18 protein-coding genes are annotated in these 17,857 nt (G+C 40.1%); 4 read left to right on the top strand and 14 right to left on the bottom strand.

Translation table 11 applies throughout. The features are described 5' to 3' along the window. Positions 1 to 129 precede the first annotated feature (129 nt). Positions 130 to 738: a superoxide dismutase gene (locus tag IGK03_RS01770; protein ID WP_002361201.1), complete on the bottom strand. Its 609-nt coding sequence runs from the start codon at positions 736 to 738 to the stop codon at positions 130 to 132. Positions 739 to 931: 193 nt separating this feature from the next. Here IGK03_RS01770 and IGK03_RS01765 point away from each other — a divergent pair, with 193 nt between their 5' ends. Then, entirely contained in the window at positions 932 to 1,741 is an 810-nt protein-coding gene (locus tag IGK03_RS01765; protein WP_002355344.1) for a DUF1189 domain-containing protein, read from the top strand. A 179-nt stretch (positions 1,742 to 1,920) separates the two neighbouring features. Here IGK03_RS01765 and IGK03_RS01760 read toward each other — a convergent pair whose 3' ends face one another. From IGK03_RS01760 to IGK03_RS01730, 7 genes are read right to left on the bottom strand one after another with little or no spacing between them, the layout of a single operon-like run. Next, entirely contained in the window at positions 1,921 to 2,340 is a 420-nt protein-coding gene (locus IGK03_RS01760) for a PTS sugar transporter subunit IIA (protein WP_010708253.1), read from the bottom strand. A 9-nt stretch (positions 2,341 to 2,349) separates the two neighbouring features. Next, entirely contained in the window at positions 2,350 to 3,339 is a 990-nt protein-coding gene (locus IGK03_RS01755; RefSeq protein WP_010823409.1) for a serine hydrolase domain-containing protein, read from the bottom strand. Between the two features lie 12 nt (positions 3,340 to 3,351). After that, positions 3,352 to 4,242: an N-acetylmuramic acid 6-phosphate etherase gene (murQ, locus tag IGK03_RS01750; protein WP_177218702.1), complete on the bottom strand. Its 891-nt coding sequence runs from the start codon at positions 4,240 to 4,242 to the stop codon at positions 3,352 to 3,354. 14 nt (positions 4,243 to 4,256) lie between these two features. Next, positions 4,257 to 5,108, bottom strand: coding sequence for a MurR/RpiR family transcriptional regulator (locus IGK03_RS01745; protein WP_002355339.1), 852 nt, complete (start codon positions 5,106 to 5,108; stop codon positions 4,257 to 4,259). Positions 5,109 to 5,124: 16 nt separating this feature from the next. Continuing rightward, positions 5,125 to 5,601: a PTS system mannose/fructose/N-acetylgalactosamine-transporter subunit IIB gene (locus tag IGK03_RS01740; RefSeq protein ID WP_010775540.1), complete on the bottom strand. Its 477-nt coding sequence runs from the start codon at positions 5,599 to 5,601 to the stop codon at positions 5,125 to 5,127. Between the two features lie 30 nt (positions 5,602 to 5,631). Beyond that, positions 5,632 to 6,450, bottom strand: a complete 819-nt coding sequence (locus IGK03_RS01735; protein WP_002355336.1) for a PTS system mannose/fructose/sorbose family transporter subunit IID — start codon at positions 6,448 to 6,450, stop codon at positions 5,632 to 5,634. After that, positions 6,443 to 7,246: a PTS mannose/fructose/sorbose/N-acetylgalactosamine transporter subunit IIC gene (locus tag IGK03_RS01730; RefSeq protein ID WP_002358431.1), complete on the bottom strand. Its 804-nt coding sequence runs from the start codon at positions 7,244 to 7,246 to the stop codon at positions 6,443 to 6,445. Before IGK03_RS01730 ends, IGK03_RS01735 begins: the two co-directional genes overlap by 8 nt. 169 nt (positions 7,247 to 7,415) lie before the next feature. On the opposite strand from IGK03_RS01730, the gene IGK03_RS01725 reads away from it, so the two are divergent. Further along, positions 7,416 to 8,186: a sulfite exporter TauE/SafE family protein gene (locus IGK03_RS01725; RefSeq protein WP_202397338.1), complete on the top strand. Its 771-nt coding sequence runs from the start codon at positions 7,416 to 7,418 to the stop codon at positions 8,184 to 8,186. Positions 8,187 to 8,229: 43 nt separating this feature from the next. On the opposite strand, the gene IGK03_RS01720 is transcribed toward IGK03_RS01725, so the two are convergent. Next, a complete protein-coding gene (locus IGK03_RS01720) occupies positions 8,230 to 8,631 on the bottom strand; it encodes an organic hydroperoxide resistance protein (protein ID WP_002355332.1) in 402 nt (133 codons plus the stop codon). 220 nt (positions 8,632 to 8,851) lie between these two features. Between IGK03_RS01720 and IGK03_RS01715 the strand changes: the two genes are divergently transcribed. Next, positions 8,852 to 10,378, top strand: coding sequence for an AMP-binding protein (locus tag IGK03_RS01715; RefSeq protein ID WP_002361196.1), 1,527 nt, complete (start codon positions 8,852 to 8,854; stop codon positions 10,376 to 10,378). Positions 10,379 to 10,629: 251 nt separating this feature from the next. Then, positions 10,630 to 11,328 carry a glucosamine-6-phosphate deaminase gene (locus IGK03_RS01710; protein WP_002355326.1) on the top strand — a complete coding sequence of 233 codons (699 nt, stop codon included), beginning with the start codon at positions 10,630 to 10,632 and terminating at the stop codon, positions 11,326 to 11,328. 56 nt (positions 11,329 to 11,384) lie between these two features. Here the strand turns inward: IGK03_RS01710 and menC are convergent, their stop codons facing one another. The 5 genes from menC to IGK03_RS01685 are packed head-to-tail and all read right to left on the bottom strand — an operon-like array spanning position 11,385 to position 17,855. Next, the gene (gene menC / locus IGK03_RS01705) at positions 11,385 to 12,488 is read right to left on the bottom strand and encodes an o-succinylbenzoate synthase (RefSeq protein WP_033625291.1); all 1,104 of its coding nucleotides are present in this window, start codon (positions 12,486 to 12,488) and stop codon (positions 11,385 to 11,387) included. After that, a complete protein-coding gene (gene menH, locus IGK03_RS01700) occupies positions 12,489 to 13,313 on the bottom strand; it encodes a 2-succinyl-6-hydroxy-2,4-cyclohexadiene-1-carboxylate synthase (protein WP_010707853.1) in 825 nt (274 codons plus the stop codon). Beyond that, a complete protein-coding gene (gene menD / locus IGK03_RS01695) occupies positions 13,301 to 15,034 on the bottom strand; it encodes a 2-succinyl-5-enolpyruvyl-6-hydroxy-3-cyclohexene-1-carboxylic-acid synthase (protein ID WP_156210158.1) in 1,734 nt (577 codons plus the stop codon). The genes menH and menD overlap by 13 nt, the downstream gene beginning before the upstream one ends. Continuing rightward, a complete protein-coding gene (locus IGK03_RS01690) occupies positions 15,034 to 16,401 on the bottom strand; it encodes an isochorismate synthase (protein ID WP_156210159.1) in 1,368 nt (455 codons plus the stop codon). The genes menD and IGK03_RS01690 overlap by 1 nt, the downstream gene beginning before the upstream one ends. Then, the gene (locus tag IGK03_RS01685) at positions 16,398 to 17,855 is read right to left on the bottom strand and encodes an o-succinylbenzoate--CoA ligase (protein WP_025192074.1); all 1,458 of its coding nucleotides are present in this window, start codon (positions 17,853 to 17,855) and stop codon (positions 16,398 to 16,400) included. Before IGK03_RS01685 ends, IGK03_RS01690 begins: the two co-directional genes overlap by 4 nt. Between the last annotated feature and the right edge of the window lie 2 nt (positions 17,856 to 17,857).

The following is a 17,857-nucleotide window of genomic DNA, read 5'->3' as shown; positions in this document are numbered from 1 at the left end:
ATGTATCCGTTATCTTTCCCTACTTACTTTAGTATGCCATAAACGAACAACTATTTCGACCCTTGATTTGTAAAAGGAAAGAGTCAAATGACAGCCGTCATTTGACTCTTTCCTTCACAATTGGCAAACTTATTTTGCTGCTGCAAAAAGTTCGTTTACTTTATCCCAGTTAACAACGTTCCAGAATGCTTCAATGTAATCTGGACGAACGTTTTTATATTTTAAGTAATACGCATGTTCCCAAACGTCAAGACCTAAAACAGGTGTTTGACCATCCATTAATGGTGAATCTTGGTTTGGTGTTGAAGTGATTTCTAATTTACCGTTATTCACAACTAACCAAGCCCAACCTGAACCAAAGCGGCCAGTTGCAGCTGTTTTGAAAGCAGCTTTCATTTCATCAAAGCTACCAAATGTTTCATCGATTGCTTCTTTAATAGCGCCAGTTGGTTGTCCACCAGCATTTGGTGCCATAATTTCCCAGAAGAATGTATGGTTTGCGTGACCGCCACCATTGTTACGCACGGCTGTACGGATATCTTCAGGAATAGCATTCATATCTGAAATTAAGTCTTCTACAGATTTTTCGCCTAATTCTGGATGTTTTTCAATCGCTGCGTTTAAGTTAGTCACATAAGTGTTGTGGTGTTTATCATGGTGTAAGTGCATTGTTTCCACGTCAATGTAAGGTTCTAATGCATCATAAGCATATGGTAATTCTGGTAATGTGTAAGTCATTTTTTAAATCCCCCTATTTTTTAGTATGTAACATACGTCTTTCATACAACTATTATGATAACAGAGTGAACCGCTTTCTACAAAATAGTTTGCTTGCCAAAAGAAAAGTTTTACAAAAGAGGGAGATTACCTTGTGTTTCCCTCATAAATTCGCTAGAATGACCTGTAGAAGAACGATGTGAGGAGTAAATAAATGAATACATTGCAATTATTTAAGCAGGCCTTTTTTTCAGTTTCAGAATTACGGCATGCGAAAAAAATGGCGTTTTGGAAAGTAATTCTCTATGCTGTTTTTTTAAGTGCTATTTTAGCACTACCTATTACCAAACAAGTCTTTTCTGTACTACAAGAGGTGCAACAAGATGGCCAAAAAATTGCAGAAAAGTTGCCTGACTTTTCTATTGAAAATGGCACGTTGCAAACAAAGGCCAAAGAATCTGGCTTTATTTATCAAACCGACTCGATTATTTTTACGTTTGATCCAGATGGAAAGCGTACAGCCGCTGATGTCCAAAAAGATTTAATTGGTAATGCGTTTGGTTTGGCTTTTTTACAAGATGAATTTGTAGTCGCCTTACCAAATTCAGGCGCAACTGAATCAATTCTAGGCACCGACCAATTTATCTTCCCCTATAGTAAAGGAACCTTAGATGGCGTTAACGCTCAGAGTATCAAGACTGCGCTAAGCGAAGCAGCAATCCCTTGGTGGACAAAACTCATTGTCTTTTTAGTGGCTATCTACCCTGTTCTAATCGGTTTAGTTTTAGACTTACTGATTGCCGCTATCGGTGCATCTCTCTATTCAAAATTACGTTTTTATTCTTTACGTTTGATTGATTGTTTAAAAATTATTACGTATTGTGCTACCGTGCCAGTTATCTTAAGTGCTATTTTAAACTTCGTAAATCCGATGTTTAACGATGGCATCCTAGTTATTTTACTGAGTCTATTCTTTTTCTTTGTCACAACCAAAAACGAACCGCGGAATATCCCTGGTTCTTAAAAAAAGAGCCTGGGACAAAAATCACTTTGGATTTTTGTTCCAGGCTCAAAACCTGATAAACGGCGGGAACAGAACCAACTCCTTCGGAAATAAGCCGAAATTCTCCAAAAATTAAAAAGCAATTTTCGGAAATTCCTTCTTATTTCTCGGAGCTAAACGGTTCCGTCCCGACCTCTTTCCTATTCTTCAAATTCTTCTTCATCTGTTAATTCAGGTAAGTCAATCGTAGTCACCGCAGATTGGCCAATTTGCGTTAAATATGCAGCTAATTCATCCACATTTTCCACAGGTGAGACGGCTGCTTCAATTGCCATTGCTAAATTAAGTCCAGCGACTACTCGCAATTGCGGATAAGTGCCCATGGCCATCATAGCCACATTACAAGGTGTTCCTCCTTTTAAATCAGCTAATACAAGCGTCGGGACATCGCCAGCTTCTTTTAAGATTGCTGCCAGTTTTGCTTGCGTGCCGCTCAAGCCATCTTCTGCGGTCATTGACACAATCGCAGCATCTGCTAATTCCCCGACAATCATTTGAGTAGAAGCTAAGGTTTCTTCTGCCATCCGTCCATGGCTCATTAAAATTAATTTTGGTTTCATCATATCCTCCTAAAAATACTGCTGATAAATTTTTGTTCGTGCTTTCAGAAAACCACGTTCTTCACGAGTGGGATGAATCCGATTCGTCAACAAAATTAGGGCTTCTTTGGTCTCTTTTTTCATACCAATCGCCGTTCCAGTAAAGCCAGTATGATACAAATAGTCTGCCCCGGCTTGCGTCTTTTTCACTTCCCAACCAAATGTACGTCCCCCTTGGTTCATAGACCAGAGAGTATCGAACATTTTTTCAGAAAATAATGGTTTGCCAGACGGGTAGCGATTGTTCATAAAACACTGAACAAAAGTGAGTAAATCTGGTAAAGTTGCAAATAAACCTGCACTGCCGATTGGCGCTTTTAGTTGATAGGCTTTCGAATCGTGGACCACTCCCTGAATAACGCCGCGTTGTTTTGTAATCTCTGTGGGCACTGCCTGGGCAAAATCGCTGACCGTAAAACTTGTATGCTGTAGGTTCATTGGTTGAAATACGTATGTTTGAAAACTCTCTTCTAATGAGCAGCGATCCAATACTTGAATAATTTCTCCCAATAAGTAATACCCTAAATCAGAATAAATGGTTTTTCCTCGTTCAGATAACGAATGCGTCAAAATGATTTCTTGCAAGCTTTTTTTTGTGACATTTTTCTTATCGGCAACATCAGCTGGCAGTCCGCTCTGATGCAGTAGAAGCTCCCCAATCGAACAAGATAGTCCTTGATAATCAGGTAGGATTTCCCCCACAGTGGTTGAAAAAGCAAGCTGATTTGTATCGATTAATTGTAACATTCGATTTGTTGTCCCAATAACTTTCGTTAAGGACGCTAAATCATACAGGCTAGCTGATGAAATCTTTTGTCTTGCAAATGGACCAGTATTACCTAAAAAGCCCGTATACTGTTCTGATAAGCTATCTTCTGTGATCGTCCCCCAAGCGACACCCGGAACGACTTGCTGATTAATCAGTCTCTGAATTGTTTCTTGAATTGCGATTTGATTCATTGTTCACCACTTCTATGCTAAAACTTCTGAAATCCGTCCGTCATGTTCTGCTAATAGTTGTTTGGCTTTTTGAAAATCAACGTGGGCTTTCGCCATTACAATGGCTGGTGCCACTTCTAGCTGCGCTGCCTCCAAGTATTCTTTGGCTTGCGATTCCTCGATTTCTGCTGCTTCTTTAATGATATTCGTGGCACGTTGAATTAATTTTTCGTTCGTTGGTTGTACGTTGACCATCAAATTTTGATAGATATTCCCTACTTTAACCATAATCCCTGTTGAAAACATATTTAACACCATTTTCTGTGCTGAACCCGCTTTCATTCTAGTTGACCCTGTAATGACTTCCGGTCCGACAATTGGCGCAATCCCAATTTCCGCCAATTGATTCATCGGACTTTGATTATTACAGGTCACGGAGATGGTTAGAGCGCCCACTTTTTTTCCGTATTCAATTGCGGAAACAGCATATGGTGTCCGACCGCTAGCAGCAATCGCAATTACAACATCTCGGGCGGTCAATTGATGTTGCGTTAAATCTTCGATAGCTAATTCTTTCGAGTCTTCAGCGCCTTCAATTGCTTGATACATTGCTTTTTCACCACCAGCTAAAATACCAAATGCGCGTTCTGGCGACACACTATATGTGGGCGTTAATTCAATCGCATCCAAAGCACCCAAACGTCCAGACGTTCCTGCACCACAATAGATTAAACGGCCCCCTTTTTTAAATCGTTCTGCCGCTGCATCAATTGCTGTAGCAATCTGCGGAAGCACCTTTTCAATTGCTTGCGCTACCTTTTGGTCTTCTTGATTTATTAAAGTCACCATTTCTAATGTTGACACTTGGTCAATCTTTTTAGTCGCTTCATTTCTGGCTTCTGTCGTTAATCCTTCTAAGTTCATTTGCTTGCACACCCCTACTTCTCTTTTAGACGGCTGACAAGTTGACTCGTTTCAATCATATTTCGTTCGATTTCTGTGTCTAAATCATCTTGAATTGAACCTAAATACAGAACATCGCCAATTGCCATTGACGAAGCAATCGATGAAATAGCCCCAACTCGAATGAGGTGCTCATTATTGGGGACTAAAAGAACTTCATCGCTCAATGATCGCACGTTTTCTCCATCGTTACTGGTAATAAAAATAACCGTTGCGCCTCTATTTTTGGCAATTTCACAGGCGATTAAGGCTTCTTTTGTCAAACCACTATAGGAGACCGTGATCAAAATGTCTTGTGCCGTTGCATAATTTAAAAACTCCAACATCATGTGACTATCATAATTAAAAATCGCTTGGCGACCAGCGCGGTTAAACTTGTGATAAAGATTATAAGTCGTTAAAGAAGAGGCACCAATTCCAACCAAATGAATTTTTTCCGCTTTTTTAACATGCGCGATTGCTCGTTCCAAGGCTTGTTTATCCACTGTATAAAATAAATCCTCAATCGTAGCATTTAATAAAGATTCCACTTTCATACAAATAGTATCCACCGAATCATCCGCCGCTACAATTGGATCAATATCTTTTTTACCGTTACTGGCAGCTTGTACCGCTGCAATGGATAGTTTTAACTCTTCCCAGCTGTCAAACCCTAATTGTTTAGAAAAACGGGTAACTGATGCTGGAGAAGTTTCGCTATTGCTAGCAATTTCGTTTGCTGTTAATGAGAGAAGACGGGTCGGATCCTTCAGTATATAGTCTGCGATTCTCTTATTTACTTTGGAAAAGTCCTTATATTTTTGTCTGATTGAACGGATTGGCTCCATCTTCTCATCTCCATTTCTATTTTATGAAAGTTAAAATTACTTCGTTTGGTTCAGAAGGGATCATCTGTGCGGTAATAGTCACCCCATTATCTGTTAAACGACGAACGGTTTGAATATCTTCATCGGTTAATGCAACAGATTTTTTAATTGCTCGACTGCCTTCTTTTTGAGAAATATTGCCGACATTGAAGCTCTGCAACGGAACACCGCCATCAATTAAAGCCGCCATGTCTGCAATGTCTTTCGTAATTAAAAAGACTTTCTCTTCATCATAATTGCCTGCTAAAATTTTTTCAATCGCTTTACGTTTCGATAAAATGGATAATTTAACTCCTGCAGGCTTAGCCATTTTTAAGGCACCAATTTGTAATTGATCTTTGACAGCGGCATCATTTACTACCATGATTCTTTGTGCGCCAACCGTATTCGTCCAAACGGTTGCAACTTGTCCGTGAATTAAACGCTCATCTACTCTTGCATGTACAATTGTCATAATAAATCTCTCCTATTATATACTATTTTTTTAAAATAAACCGCCAACCCAAGCCAACATTGGTTGTAAATTGCCTAAAACCATGCCAATTAAAATTAAAACAAAGATTAGCCGTGTTGAATTCATTTTCTTTTTCCCTAGTAACCAATAGGATAAAAGAACAATCCCTAAAGGAATTAATGCGGGTAAAATTTTATCCAACATTTCTTGAACAGATAATGTTACATCTCCCATTTTATAAGTTAAATCTAATTTGTAAGTAATTACCGAAGGAATCAAACCGCCGACCACCGTTAACCCTAAAATAGCTGCACCTTGCGTAAACAATTTCATTTTATCCGCAAATTCTGTCGCAATTTTTTTCCCTTGATGGTAACCAATCCAAGTGAATTTATAGCGAACCCATAGGACCACTGCTCCGGCAATTAACGGGATCAGTAACCCAACAACCTGGCCCCCTTGCGCCATGTAAGCTGCAATCGAAAAAACAATCGCACGATAAATCGCGATAAAAATGGTATCACCAACACCAGCAAACGGACCCATTAGACCTGTTTTCAAGCCAGTAATGGCCGTTTCATCTTCAATGCCGACTTCTTCTTCCAAAGCCATATCAGCTCCGACAATTAAATGCGACATGGCTGGCGTTGTATTCATAAAGCCAAGATGTGTCTTCAAGGCTTTCTTCATAGCTACTGGATCTTCACTGTATAGTCGCTTTAATGCAGGCATCATCACCCAAGCGTAACCAAGTCCTTGCATTTTTTCATAGTTCCAGCCCCACTGATAGCCAAAAAGATTACGGACGTAAACTTTATTAATATCCTTTTTTGTTAATTTGTTAGTCATCAATCTCAACCTCCTCATCATCTTCGTAAATAACCGTGCCACTTGTTGTAGCTGCGCCGCCTTTGTTATGATTCATCACATAAATCGCTGCTAAAGCCAAGCCAACCAGTGCGACACCTAAAACTGAGAAGAATTGGGCCCCATAAGCAAGTAACACGAACCCAATAATAAAATAGGGCCAGTATGTTTTAATTGGTAAGTAACGCATTAAAATAGCAATCCCCATCGCTGGTAAAATAGCGCCTGCTGCTTTTAGCCCATTCATCACCCAAATAGGAATCCAATTGTTGATAGCGTTTACAACTTGTTCACCAAAAGCTAGGCCAATAAAAACTGGGATGACACGAGAAATCGTCCAAGGAAAAATTCCTAAAACATTGCAGCGCTCGACCCCTTTATAATTGCCTTCTTCCGCATAGCGATCTGCTTTGTGTTGGAAAAACGTATTAGCCATTCTGCCTAAAATATCTAGTTGTGTTAATAATAACCCAATCGGAACCGCAACTCCGATACCATACTCTGCCCCTTTCCCTGAAATGATTGCATAAGCCGTTCCCATAATGGCCCCCGAAAGAAAGTCTGGGACTGTTGCTCCTCCATAAGTCGCTACACCTAATGTCATCAATTGAAGCGTTGCCCCAATCATCAAACCTGTTTGAACATCCCCTAAGACCAGGCCAGTAAACGTTGCAGCAAACAATGGTGTATATGGACCAATCTGAATAGAAATTTGGTCAAGTACACCAACAACTGTGTAAAGACATAAAATCAAAATAATACCAATCGATACTGTCATGCTTTCTCATCCTCCTTGAATGCGTTTTCTTTTTTGTATTTGTAGAATACCATTAAAGAAATATCATTTCAAGTTCTTTTTAAAAATATTTTTAAATGAAATTACATTTCTTATATAATTTTTGTGCTATACTAAAAGAAAACGGTTTAGGAGTGATTATGTGCGGGTTTTGCTGATTTATTTCATAACTATTTTTCTATCCAATACAGTTGGGGCGCTCTCTGGGATGGGTGGAGGCGTCATTATTAAGCCTGTTTTGGATTTTCTTGGGTTCCATTCGTTAAATAGTATTGCGTTCTATTCAAGTGTCGCTGTTTTTGTCATGTCCATTTCTTCGACTTATAAACAGTATCAAAATGGTGTCCAAATTGAATGGAAAAAAGCCGCGAGTATTTCGTTTGGTTCCTTAGTCGGCGGCATGTTAGGTGATTTACTTCTTAATCAGGCGATTGCACTAGCGCCAAATGAAGAAAAAGTACAACTAATCCAATATATCATCATGTTGCTGACCTTGGTTTTGGTTCTTCTCTACAATCAATTTTCCAACTGGCACTTACACCTCAACGGATTGAGCATTTTTCTGATTATCGGATTAGGCTTAGGGATTCTATCAACCTTTTTAGGCATCGGTGGCGGTCCCATTAATGTAGCTTGCCTTATTCTCTTTTTTGGAATGGATATCAAATCAGCAACTGTTTATTCCATCATTACTATTTTTTTCTCCCAACTCGCCAAACTTGGCAATATCGGCTTGACCACAGGGTTTGCGGTTTTTGATTTGACAATGCTTTGGGCTATTATTCCTGCCGCTTTATTCGGTGGTTATGTTGGCGGTCTTTTCAGTAAAAAATTATCTCAACAACGGGTCGCCCAAATTTATAGTTTAGTTGTTTTTTTAGTTATTTTGTTAAATATGTATAATTTGTGGACTGTTATCTAAAAAAGAAGCGCTTTGTCGTATAGACAAAGCGCTTCTTTTTTAATTAAATCACTGTTAATTTAACATCTATATTATTTCTTGTTGCTTTAGAATATGGGCAAATTTCGTGGGCTTTTTTAACAAGTTCTTCTGCTTTAGCTTGATCTACCCCATCAATATGAACTTCTAATTCAGCACCAACGCTAAATCCATCTTCTCCTTGGAATAAGGAAACACGTGCAGTTACTGTACTTTTACCTTCGACTTTTTCTTGATCCATCACTAATTCTAATGCACCGTTAAAGCAAGCACTGTAAGCCGCTGCGAATAATTGTTCTGGATTTGTTGTATTTTCTTTCTTGACACCTGGCGAAGCAACCGCATAAGAAAATGATTTATCCGGTGAGTGAACTTCTCCTGCACGTCCACCCGTATTAATGATAGTTGTTTCATAGATTTTTTTCATGTAAATTCCTCTCCTTTGTAAAGTTTTACACTTCTGAGAACTTGTTACTTACATAATTATTGTAGGAAACTTTGTCAGATACAGCAAACGTTGTGCTTGTGAATAATAAAAAATAACATTTAACGTTGTATTTTTGACGTAGAAAAAGAACCCATTCTATGATAGGATAAAGTGAACTTGTACATTTGTACACAAACTATTTTACAAAGGAGACTTTCCCTTGACACACTTACTTGATTATCAACCATTAAACCTCTACACAAACTATCAAGAAGCCGCAGAAAAAACACCAACTGTTCCAATTATTTTTGATGAATCTTTGCCTGCTTTTCCTGCACTTGGCTTAGAAACAACTTATGGTGAAAGCCATCAAGAAATTTTGAAACGGGCATATCAATTAGCCGCTTTAGGTGTAAAAAAAGGCGACAAAATTATTATTTATAAAAGTCCTAAATTCGACACGTATTTACTAGCTGTTGCAGCCTCATATCTAGCAGCCGTTCCTGTAATGGTTTCATACCATTTACCTTTTGAAACAATTGAAGTATTCGTTGATCGTTTAGAAGATCCTTATATTTTATTTGATGATGTGACTGCTGAAAAAGTTCAAGCTGTTCGTAATAGCTCTGCCAATAAAAAACTTTCGGTTGCTTCTCTTTTAGAAGCTGATGCCACGGAAGTTCCTCAAGACGAACTGACTAAAGACGAAATTGCCTACATGACCCACACCTCTGGAACAACAGGTATTCCTAAACTTATCTGTCATTCCAATCACTCTATGGGTTGGCGTACAAAATGGCAAAAAACCATTTTTACAAAAATTGCTGAAAAGAAATTAGTTGGCTTTCATATTTCGCCAGTTCATTCTCGTTTTAACATTGGCGTGTCTTCTTTAATGGCCATGGGCTTCCCTATGATGCCTTTAGCAAATGCTTCGAGCGAAAAAGTCGCTGAAATGTTCAGCACCTATCAACCAATCGCTGTAGAAACACACCCCAATAACTTCGTTCAATGGGTTCGTTTGGCCAAAGAAAAACCTGAAGCTTTCGCTAGTGTCCATTATTATCATTCTACTTTTGATGCAATTAACAACGCTACAATGGTGGCTTTCTTAAAAGCATCTGCTGCCAATGAACCAATTTTCCTACAAGTTTATGGACAAAGTGAATGCGGGCCAATGATCTTACGAGCGCATACTTTAGAATCTCTAAAAGATTCAGATGCTCGTGACATGGGCGTTGGTTTAGAGGATTTAACACAAGCTCGAATTACTGATGAAAAAGGACAAGTTTTACCTGCGATGACGGACGGCCATATCCAATTCTTATCAAAAGGACGGGCCTTAACATATTACAAAGAAGATGCCCGCTTTGCAGAAAATGTCTACGGCGAATGGTGGGACAGCGGCGATTACGGAATGTTAGATGAACGCGGCCACTTATTCTTGAAAGATCGCCAAGTAGATCTAATTGAAAACATCGACAGTAATTTAGCTATTGAAGATCATTTATTGGATGCATTAGATTTCTTAGAAGAAGTGATTATTGTCCGTGGCAAAGAAAATGAACCTCAGCCAATTTTAGCGGTTGTCCCTGGGGAAGAAATGGATTGGGACGCTTGGTGGACACAAGTAGCCGATTTACCACATTTAAACGAACCTATCATTATGGCTTTTGACGAAATCCCTCACACAGCTACTATGAAAGTGCAACGTTTACAACTAGAAAAATGGTTAAAAGAACAATAAAATAAAATTCTTTGTTAAACAGTGTTGGTCAAAAGAACGTTTAGACCAGCGTTGGAGCAAGTGGAGCAGAAAGCTAAAAAGTTAACTCGTTGTAGGTTATCTTAAGTTTTAAAAAGAGGAGCAGCCATCGTTTTGACGGCTGCTCCTCTTTCTTTTGCCTACCGTTAATTAAATCCTTTTTGTGAAGAGCTTGACATGGGATGGTTCCCACAAATTATACTTAGCTTATTCAAAGAATGGAGTGAGCAAGTATGAAAATTTTAATTAAACAAGATTTCGACACGATGAGCGAATGGGCAAAAATGTTACTTCTAAGCACGATGAGCCAAGATAAACGAGTGAATTTATCAATTACCGCTGGTAAAACGCCAGCACTTGTTTACCAAAAATTAGCCTCGATTGTGAAAAATTCATCTGACTTTGATAATGTTCATTATTATAACTTTGATGAAATCCCCGTTCCTCATCAAAAGGAAGGCATTACTCTGACAGATTTGCGGACGCTGTATTTGACACCTGCGGAAATATCCGAGCAAAACATCCATCCATTAACTGTTGAAAACTTTCAACAACAAGAACAACGGATTGCTGACGCAGGCGGCTTAGATTTGATGTTAATTGGCTTAGGAGCAGATGGTCATTTTTGCGGGAACATGCCCACTACCACTCATTTTAAAAATGAAACCTATCAAGTGACCGTCACTGGTTCAGAGCCTTGGTTTGTTCCTGAAATGATGCAGCCAGGCATGACCTTTGTTACGATGGGGCCAGCCAGCATCATGAAAGTTAAGCATCTTGTCCTAATTGTAAATGGTGAACAAAAAGCTCAGATGGTCAAACAAGTGCTCCAAGGACCTGTCACAGAAACGTATCCTGCTTCTATTCTTCAACTCCATCCAAATTTAACGGTTCTCTTGGATGAAGCCGCAGCGAGTCAATTAGAAAAATAAAAAATTGCGCCTAGATTATGCTTCTCTGCATAGTCATAGGCGCAATTTTGTTATCATTACATGATTTTTTGATACTGACTGTATTTTAGCAAATTCGTCTGGGAAAGTGTAACACCAATACCAAGTCCCTGAGGCACGGTCATTGTCCCTTGCTCTAAAATAAAAGGTTCCGTGATGATATCTTCATAAAAATAGCGTTCCGTTGCTGAAATATCACCTGGAAAGGAAAAGGTAGGCTGTGACGCAAATTGCAAATTCAATGCGCGACCAACACCAGACTCAAACATACCACCTAACCAAACCAATAAATCATTTTCTTGGCAAAATGTGGCAATCTTCAACGCCTCGTGAATCCCACCTACACGAGGAATCTTCAAATTGATACTACGGCAACTGCCCAATGCTAACGCCACTTGACAGTCTTTGAGACTACGAATATTTTCATCCAAACAAATTCTTGTCTTCAGTTCTCTTTGTAATTGTGCGTGATCTAAAAAATCATCTGCAGCAAAAGGCTGTTCAATCATCGCTAATTGATAGTGATCTAAACGTTGCAATTGAGACAAATCAGCCAATGTATACGCTGAATTGGCATCGACCATTAAAGGCAAGTTAGGAAAATGCTGACGAATCAAAGCAACGGGTTCCACATCATAACCGGGACGAATTTTCAGCTTCACTCGTTGATACCCTTTTTCTACAGCTAACTGAACTTGTTTAAGCAATTGAGGTAAGTCTTCTTGAATCCCTAAACTAATCCCTACAGGAATTTTCCTCCGCGTTGGTCCAAAAAATTCAGTTAAACTCTTCTGTTGCCGTTTGGCATATAAATCCCAGATGGCAGTTTCTAACGCAGCTTTTCCCATCCAATGCCCTTTAACTTCTTCAAAAATTGTTGAAACCTCTTGCGGCTGTTCAAGCGCTTCTGTTAAAAGTAACGGAATTAAATGCTGTTGGATGATGAAGCGTTCGGTTACCAACGTTTCTTGCACATAATCAGGTTGCTCAAAAGCCACTAATTCGCCAAACCCTTGATTTCCTTGCTCATCCGTTATTACAAATAGATCAAACGCTTTTTCTTCCAGGCGACCATAGCTCGTGACAAACGGCATTTTTAAAGGCAAACGAACCTGATAGGTTTCAATTGATTGAATGTTCATTCAGATGGCTCCTTCCAATAACGCTGTCACCTTTTCATAAAAAATCGTTGGTTGTTCCAAATGGATACAATGTCCTGCTTCAGGAAAAATTGTCAGCCTCAACAACGGTTGACGTGCCTGCATTTTTTTCGCAATCCCAATAAATTTTTGATCTTCGCCGCCTACCAATAAATCGGTAGGAATCGGCTGCAATTCTGCTAGACGTTCCCAGTAACTCTCTTGCGCTCCTGTACCCATATACCACAAACTACTAGCCAACCCAAAGGCCGATTGGCTCAAACGTTCCTGACGAATGGCCATTTGCTGTGCCACAGGCAAGGCTTTTTGCGTTTGAAATAACGGTAATTCTTGCCAGAAATCAATAAAATCCACAAGCGGTTCCTCTAAGAGACGTTCCGCCAAACGATGATCTTGACAGATACGAGCCTGACGTTCTGCGGCGGTGGCCAAACCTGGTGATCCACTTTCCAATAAAAGATGCTGTACCTTTTGTGGATAATGTAATGCAAAACCTAAAGCTGTTCGAGCGCCCATTGAATAGCCTAATAAACAAAAGCAAGGCAAATTTAGCGATTCGGTTAGTTCAGCAAGATCATGGCAAACCTGTTTCATGGTATAACGCTCTGGTGCTACCAAACTAGCAGTCGCGCCATGCCCAGGTAAGTCAATTCCTAAAACGTTATAAGGTGTTTGACTGGGAAAAACGGCTGCAAACGTGGCTAACGTTCCTGTGAAACCGTGTAAACAGACTAGAGTCGTTCGCTTTGCATCAAAAGGTGTTAACCATTGATAATGGTACTGCATCCCCCGAATTAACCGTTCCATGAAATCCCCTGTCTTTCTACTCGTCTACCAATTTCAGCTAAAATTGATTCGTACAAATGAACATTCTCTTGACGATTTCCTTTGACTTCGATCACTTGAAATTGTGGTTCTTCAGCCGCTGTTTGTAAAATTTGCTTGAGCTCCGCGATTGTTTTGACTTCTTGATACGAAGCACCGTAAAGTTCAGCAACTAACGAAAAATCTAAATCAAGCGGTGTTCCAAATAAAGGCTCGAAATCGTCCTCACGTAAAGTTCGTTGAGATAGAAAAGAGAAAATCCCGCCACCATTGTTATTTAATAAAACAATTGTTAACGGCAACTGATAACGTTTAGCCAAAAATAAACCATTCATATCATGATATAGCGCTAAATCACCAATCAGTAGAACGTTTTGCTGTGTCGGTGCTACGGCACTCATTCCTAAAGCAGTTGAAACAATCCCATCAATCCCGTTGATGCCGCGATTTCCAAACATCCGATAAGGGCGACTATCCATAAATCGATCTAAGTAGCGGATAGCCATACTATTAGATACAAATAACTGACCGTTCTCTTTCATCGTTTGGTGAACAGCTAAGCTGGCTGTTGTTTCATTTAATTCTGTCGCGTTCAGCGTTTCTAGAAGAACTTCAGAGACCGTTTTTTCCAGCAGGAGCCATTGTGCTAACCAAGTCGCTTCTGTTGGTTTGACAACCGTTAACAGTTGTTCTACAAACGTGGTTTCCTTTGCCTGAATAACGGTTTGTGATTTTTTCAATTGCTCTTGCCATTGCCCATTTTCGTCCACAAAATAAAAAGTAGTCTCTGTCGTTGCTAAGCGTTTCAACCATAACATGATGTTTTTAGAAATTGGCAGCGAACCAAAACGCACTACCACTTCTGGTTCTTGTGGCAAGGTCGCCACATTTAGAAACAGATCACTGTGTGCAATAACAACTTCACTATTTTGCCCATGTGTCACAATGTTTGCTAAAGGATCCGCTAGTAACGGCCATTGCAAAGCTTCGGCTAATTGAATAAATAACGTCGCTTCTTCCTCTGTATGACTGCCACCGACAACCAAGACGCCGCTTTTCTGGTACCATTGATCCGCTAACTGTTGCACTTGTTCTGTAGAAAGGATTGATTGACCAGCGAATAAAGCCGTTTGTTGAGAACTCTTTGTTTTTCTCTCTAAGTCAGGTAATAATGGTTCCCGCAAAGGAAAATTCAAATGAACAGGTGCAGCAGGCGTTTGTTGCGCGAATGCTGCTCCTTTAGCGCCTTGCCAATAGGCGTAATTCAACATCTCTTCTGTTGCTTCTGGCAAAGCCATTTCAACAAATAATTTCACGTGATTTTGATACATTTGTAATTGGTCCATGGCTTGAGGAGCGCCAACTTGACGTAACTCATGCGGCCGATCCGTTGTTAAAACGACTAAGGGTACATGGCTAATATTGGCTTCGCAAATTGCTGGATAATAGTTTGCAGCTGCTGTTCCAGAGGTACAAAGTAAGACCACTGGTTTTTGACTCGCTTTACTTAATCCTAAAGCAAAAAAAGCAGCGGAACGTTCATCGACATCGACAAAAGTTTGGATTGCGGTTTCCCGATGAAGTAATAAAGCCAGTGGTGTGGAACGGGACCCTGGACTAATGACTGCTTGTTCAACCCCGCTATTTTTTAAGCCTTCAATAAAGGCCGTTAAATAATCGGTCATTGTTTCTTGATGATTCATTAAACCTGCCCTCCAATTCCTCGTAACATCGGTTGAAATTTTATTTTCGTTTCTTCTCTTTCTAGCTCTGCTTGGGAATCCGCAACAATACCACAACCTGCATAAAGAACGCCTTGCTGACCAGCAAAGACACCTGAACGCAAGGCCACAGCGAACTCGCCACTATCATCATTCCCTGAAATCCAACCGATTGGCGCACCATATAACCCACGACTCCCTGGCTCATATTGTCGAATCCATTCGACTGCCAACTCTTTGGGCTCACCGCCTAAAGCTGGCGTTGGGTGTAGCTGCATCACACTTTCCAAAAACGAAATTCCCGGTTTACGTTGACCCGAGATTGGCACATAAAGATGTTGTACATCTCGATTTTCCAAAATAATGGGTGCTTGAATACTGTTTTCAGAAGTCGTCATCTTCGCCAACTCTTTCTCTAAACGTTCCACCACAATTTGGTGTTCTCCGGTATTTTTGCGGTCTTGTAAAAGTTGTGCTCCTAAAGCTTTCGTTTCTTCTGGTGTTTGACCCGTTTTAATGGTTCCTGCAATACAAGCGGTCGCAAACGCTTCTTTAGTACCCAACAGAAGTCGTTCTGGTGTTGCACCAATGAAACTTGTGTCTTTGGCTTCTAAAGCAAACAAATACGTATTTTGTTGTTGTGCCATTAAATTAACGAGCACTTGGTTACTTCGAATTTTTTCAGGACTGCTCACAGCAAGTTGTCGAGCCAAAACCACTTTTTTTAAAGGGCCATCTTCTCTTAAGACTGCTACGGTTTCGTTAACAGCTTGTAGCCATTCAGTCACGGCAACTTCTTCCTTGTCAATCTTTGTTTCCGCTACAGCTGGCAATTCCTCACAGGTAGCTAACAAGCGATCAAACTGAGCCACCAAAGTCGACCAACGTTCCTCGACTTCTTGTTCACTAGAACCTGAAAAGTTCAGCGTTCCATAAATACGTGAACCTGAAAAAGTAAATAGAATACTTGGTAGATAAAACCAACCTTCCCCTAACTCTCCCCAGGCCTCAGTAGGCGTTTGTTCTGTATCAAAAGGCAAACCGCCAAACAGAAGAGCCCCCGTACCAGAAATAGACATATTTTGAAAACGAGTTGCCGCCTCTTTTTTTAAAAAGTTGTTCAATTGCTGCGTTTCTGTTTCTGCGCCTTTTAAGATAGTTTCATATCCGAAGCCAACCAAAGCAAAATCTTTTTTCGGCGTTTGCCAAAAAAAACGTTCTCCTTGGTATGCCTTTTCACCAGCGGCAAAAATTGCCAAGGCTGTTTGTTCTGTTTCTAATGGAAAAACCCAACTGAACTGACGGGCATTCTTCTGATAGGCTTGTCGTAATTCATCAGGCAATTTCATCTGATTAAAAACGCCTCTCTTTCTTCTGTCATGAAACGATGTTTGGCAATCTTTCCACTTGCTGTTTGCGGGAAAGAATGACAAAAATAAATGCGTTTCGGTCGTTTATATTTTGCCAGTTTTCGTGAACACTGGTCTTGAATTTGCGCTAAGGTGATTTCTTGGTCACTAATCACATATGCAACTGGGACGGCTCCCCATTGCGCATCTGGTTCTCCTACAACTGCCGCTGCTTTAATTCCTGTTATCGCCTGTAACACCTGTTCAACCTCAGTGGGGTAAATATTTTCACCACCAGAGATAATGAGTTCACTTAAACGACTAACCAAATACAGGTAACCTTGTGCATCTAAATAGCCCATGTCGCCTGTTTTAAACCAACCATCTGCTGTCCATTTTTCAGATTGACGATGGTTAAGGTAACCTGAAACAACGTTTGGTCCCTTAAGTAAAATTTCCCCGACTTGCTTTTCTGGCTGTTCTTGTCCTAGTTCATCAACAATTTTGATCTGCATATCTTTTAACGGTTGCCCAGCAGAGCCGATTTTCAGCGCCGCATCTTCAAATTTCAAGGCAACAACTTGCGAACACGTTTCCGTCATCCCGTAAGATTGAATGACTGGAATCCCTTTTTCCTCACACTGCGCTAATTTATCCGGTGCAATCGGTCCGCCACCCAATAGCATTCCTTTAAAGCTGGCGCTGTAGCCAGCCTCAGGATAGACAGACAATAATTGTTGCAACATTGTCGCAACCACTGAAATGACGGTGCCACGGCCTTCTTGTAAATCTTGTGTCACTTGCTGTTCATCAAATTTATCGTAAAGGCGAATACTACAACCTAAGACGAGTTGTCGAACAACAATCGACAATCCGCTAATGTGAAATAATGGGACTGCACACAACCAACAATCTTCAGCAGTAATCCCCATATTTTCTTGAGTGCCTCTAGCACTGGCCAAATGATTTTTAAACCGTTGCAAGACCCCTTTAGGCTGTCCTGTAGTTCCAGATGTATACATAATAGAAGCCACCGACTCTAAGTCACTTGGCTGTTGAAACTCCTGACGTGAAAGACTATGCTGTTTTTTAACCATTGGCTGAACGTCGACAAAAGAAATCTCCTCTAACAAAGCCTGCGTTTCAGGCGCACCAATAATCGTTTTAACTTGCGCATCTTTTAACTGAAAAGTCAGTTCAGCAAGTGTCAAATGCGTATTTAAAAATAATAACTCTTTCCCCAATTCCCATAAGGCTAGAATTGAAAAATACAACTCTTTGCTGTTCTTACTGAATAAAGCCACACGTTTTTCTTCTGGTGCAAGCACCTGTTGATATGTGGCTACCCAATGGCTGACTTCTTGTTGCACTTCTAAAAACGTCCAAGATTCATCCTGAAAATAAAAAGCAGGATGATCGGGACGTTTTTGTACTTGTTTATTTAACCAAGTCATTG

This window comes from Enterococcus sp. DIV2453a (genome assembly GCF_050533535.1).
GTDB classification, from domain to species: domain Bacteria; phylum Bacillota; class Bacilli; order Lactobacillales; family Enterococcaceae; genus Enterococcus; species Enterococcus faecalis.
This window is presented reverse-complemented; position numbering and strand designations above follow the sequence as displayed.

Coding starts and splice junctions, on each gene's coding strand:
- IGK03_RS01770 (WP_002361201.1), bottom strand. CDS start 738: ATGACTTACACATTACCAGAATTACCATATGCTTATGATGCATTAGAA.
- IGK03_RS01765 (WP_002355344.1), top strand. CDS start 932: ATGAATACATTGCAATTATTTAAGCAGGCCTTTTTTTCAGTTTCAGAA.
- IGK03_RS01760 (WP_010708253.1), bottom strand. CDS start 2,340: ATGAAACCAAAATTAATTTTAATGAGCCATGGACGGATGGCAGAAGAA.
- IGK03_RS01755 (WP_010823409.1), bottom strand. CDS start 3,339: ATGAATCAAATCGCAATTCAAGAAACAATTCAGAGACTGATTAATCAG.
- murQ (WP_177218702.1), bottom strand. CDS start 4,242: ATGAACTTAGAAGGATTAACGACAGAAGCCAGAAATGAAGCGACTAAA.
- IGK03_RS01745 (WP_002355339.1), bottom strand. CDS start 5,108: ATGGAGCCAATCCGTTCAATCAGACAAAAATATAAGGACTTTTCCAAA.
- IGK03_RS01740 (WP_010775540.1), bottom strand. CDS start 5,601: ATGACAATTGTACATGCAAGAGTAGATGAGCGTTTAATTCACGGACAA.
- IGK03_RS01735 (WP_002355336.1), bottom strand. CDS start 6,450: ATGACTAACAAATTAACAAAAAAGGATATTAATAAAGTTTACGTCCGT.
- IGK03_RS01730 (WP_002358431.1), bottom strand. CDS start 7,246: ATGACAGTATCGATTGGTATTATTTTGATTTTATGTCTTTACACAGTT.
- IGK03_RS01720 (WP_002355332.1), bottom strand. CDS start 8,631: ATGAAAAAAATCTATGAAACAACTATCATTAATACGGGTGGACGTGCA.
- IGK03_RS01710 (WP_002355326.1), top strand. CDS start 10,630: ATGAAAATTTTAATTAAACAAGATTTCGACACGATGAGCGAATGGGCA.
- menC (WP_033625291.1), bottom strand. CDS start 12,488: ATGAACATTCAATCAATTGAAACCTATCAGGTTCGTTTGCCTTTAAAA.
- menH (WP_010707853.1), bottom strand. CDS start 13,313: ATGGAACGGTTAATTCGGGGGATGCAGTACCATTATCAATGGTTAACA.
- menD (WP_156210158.1), bottom strand. CDS start 15,034: ATGAATCATCAAGAAACAATGACCGATTATTTAACGGCCTTTATTGAA.
- IGK03_RS01690 (WP_156210159.1), bottom strand. CDS start 16,401: ATGAAATTGCCTGATGAATTACGACAAGCCTATCAGAAGAATGCCCGT.
- IGK03_RS01685 (WP_025192074.1), bottom strand. CDS start 17,855: ATGACTTGGTTAAATAAACAAGTACAAAAACGTCCCGATCATCCTGCT.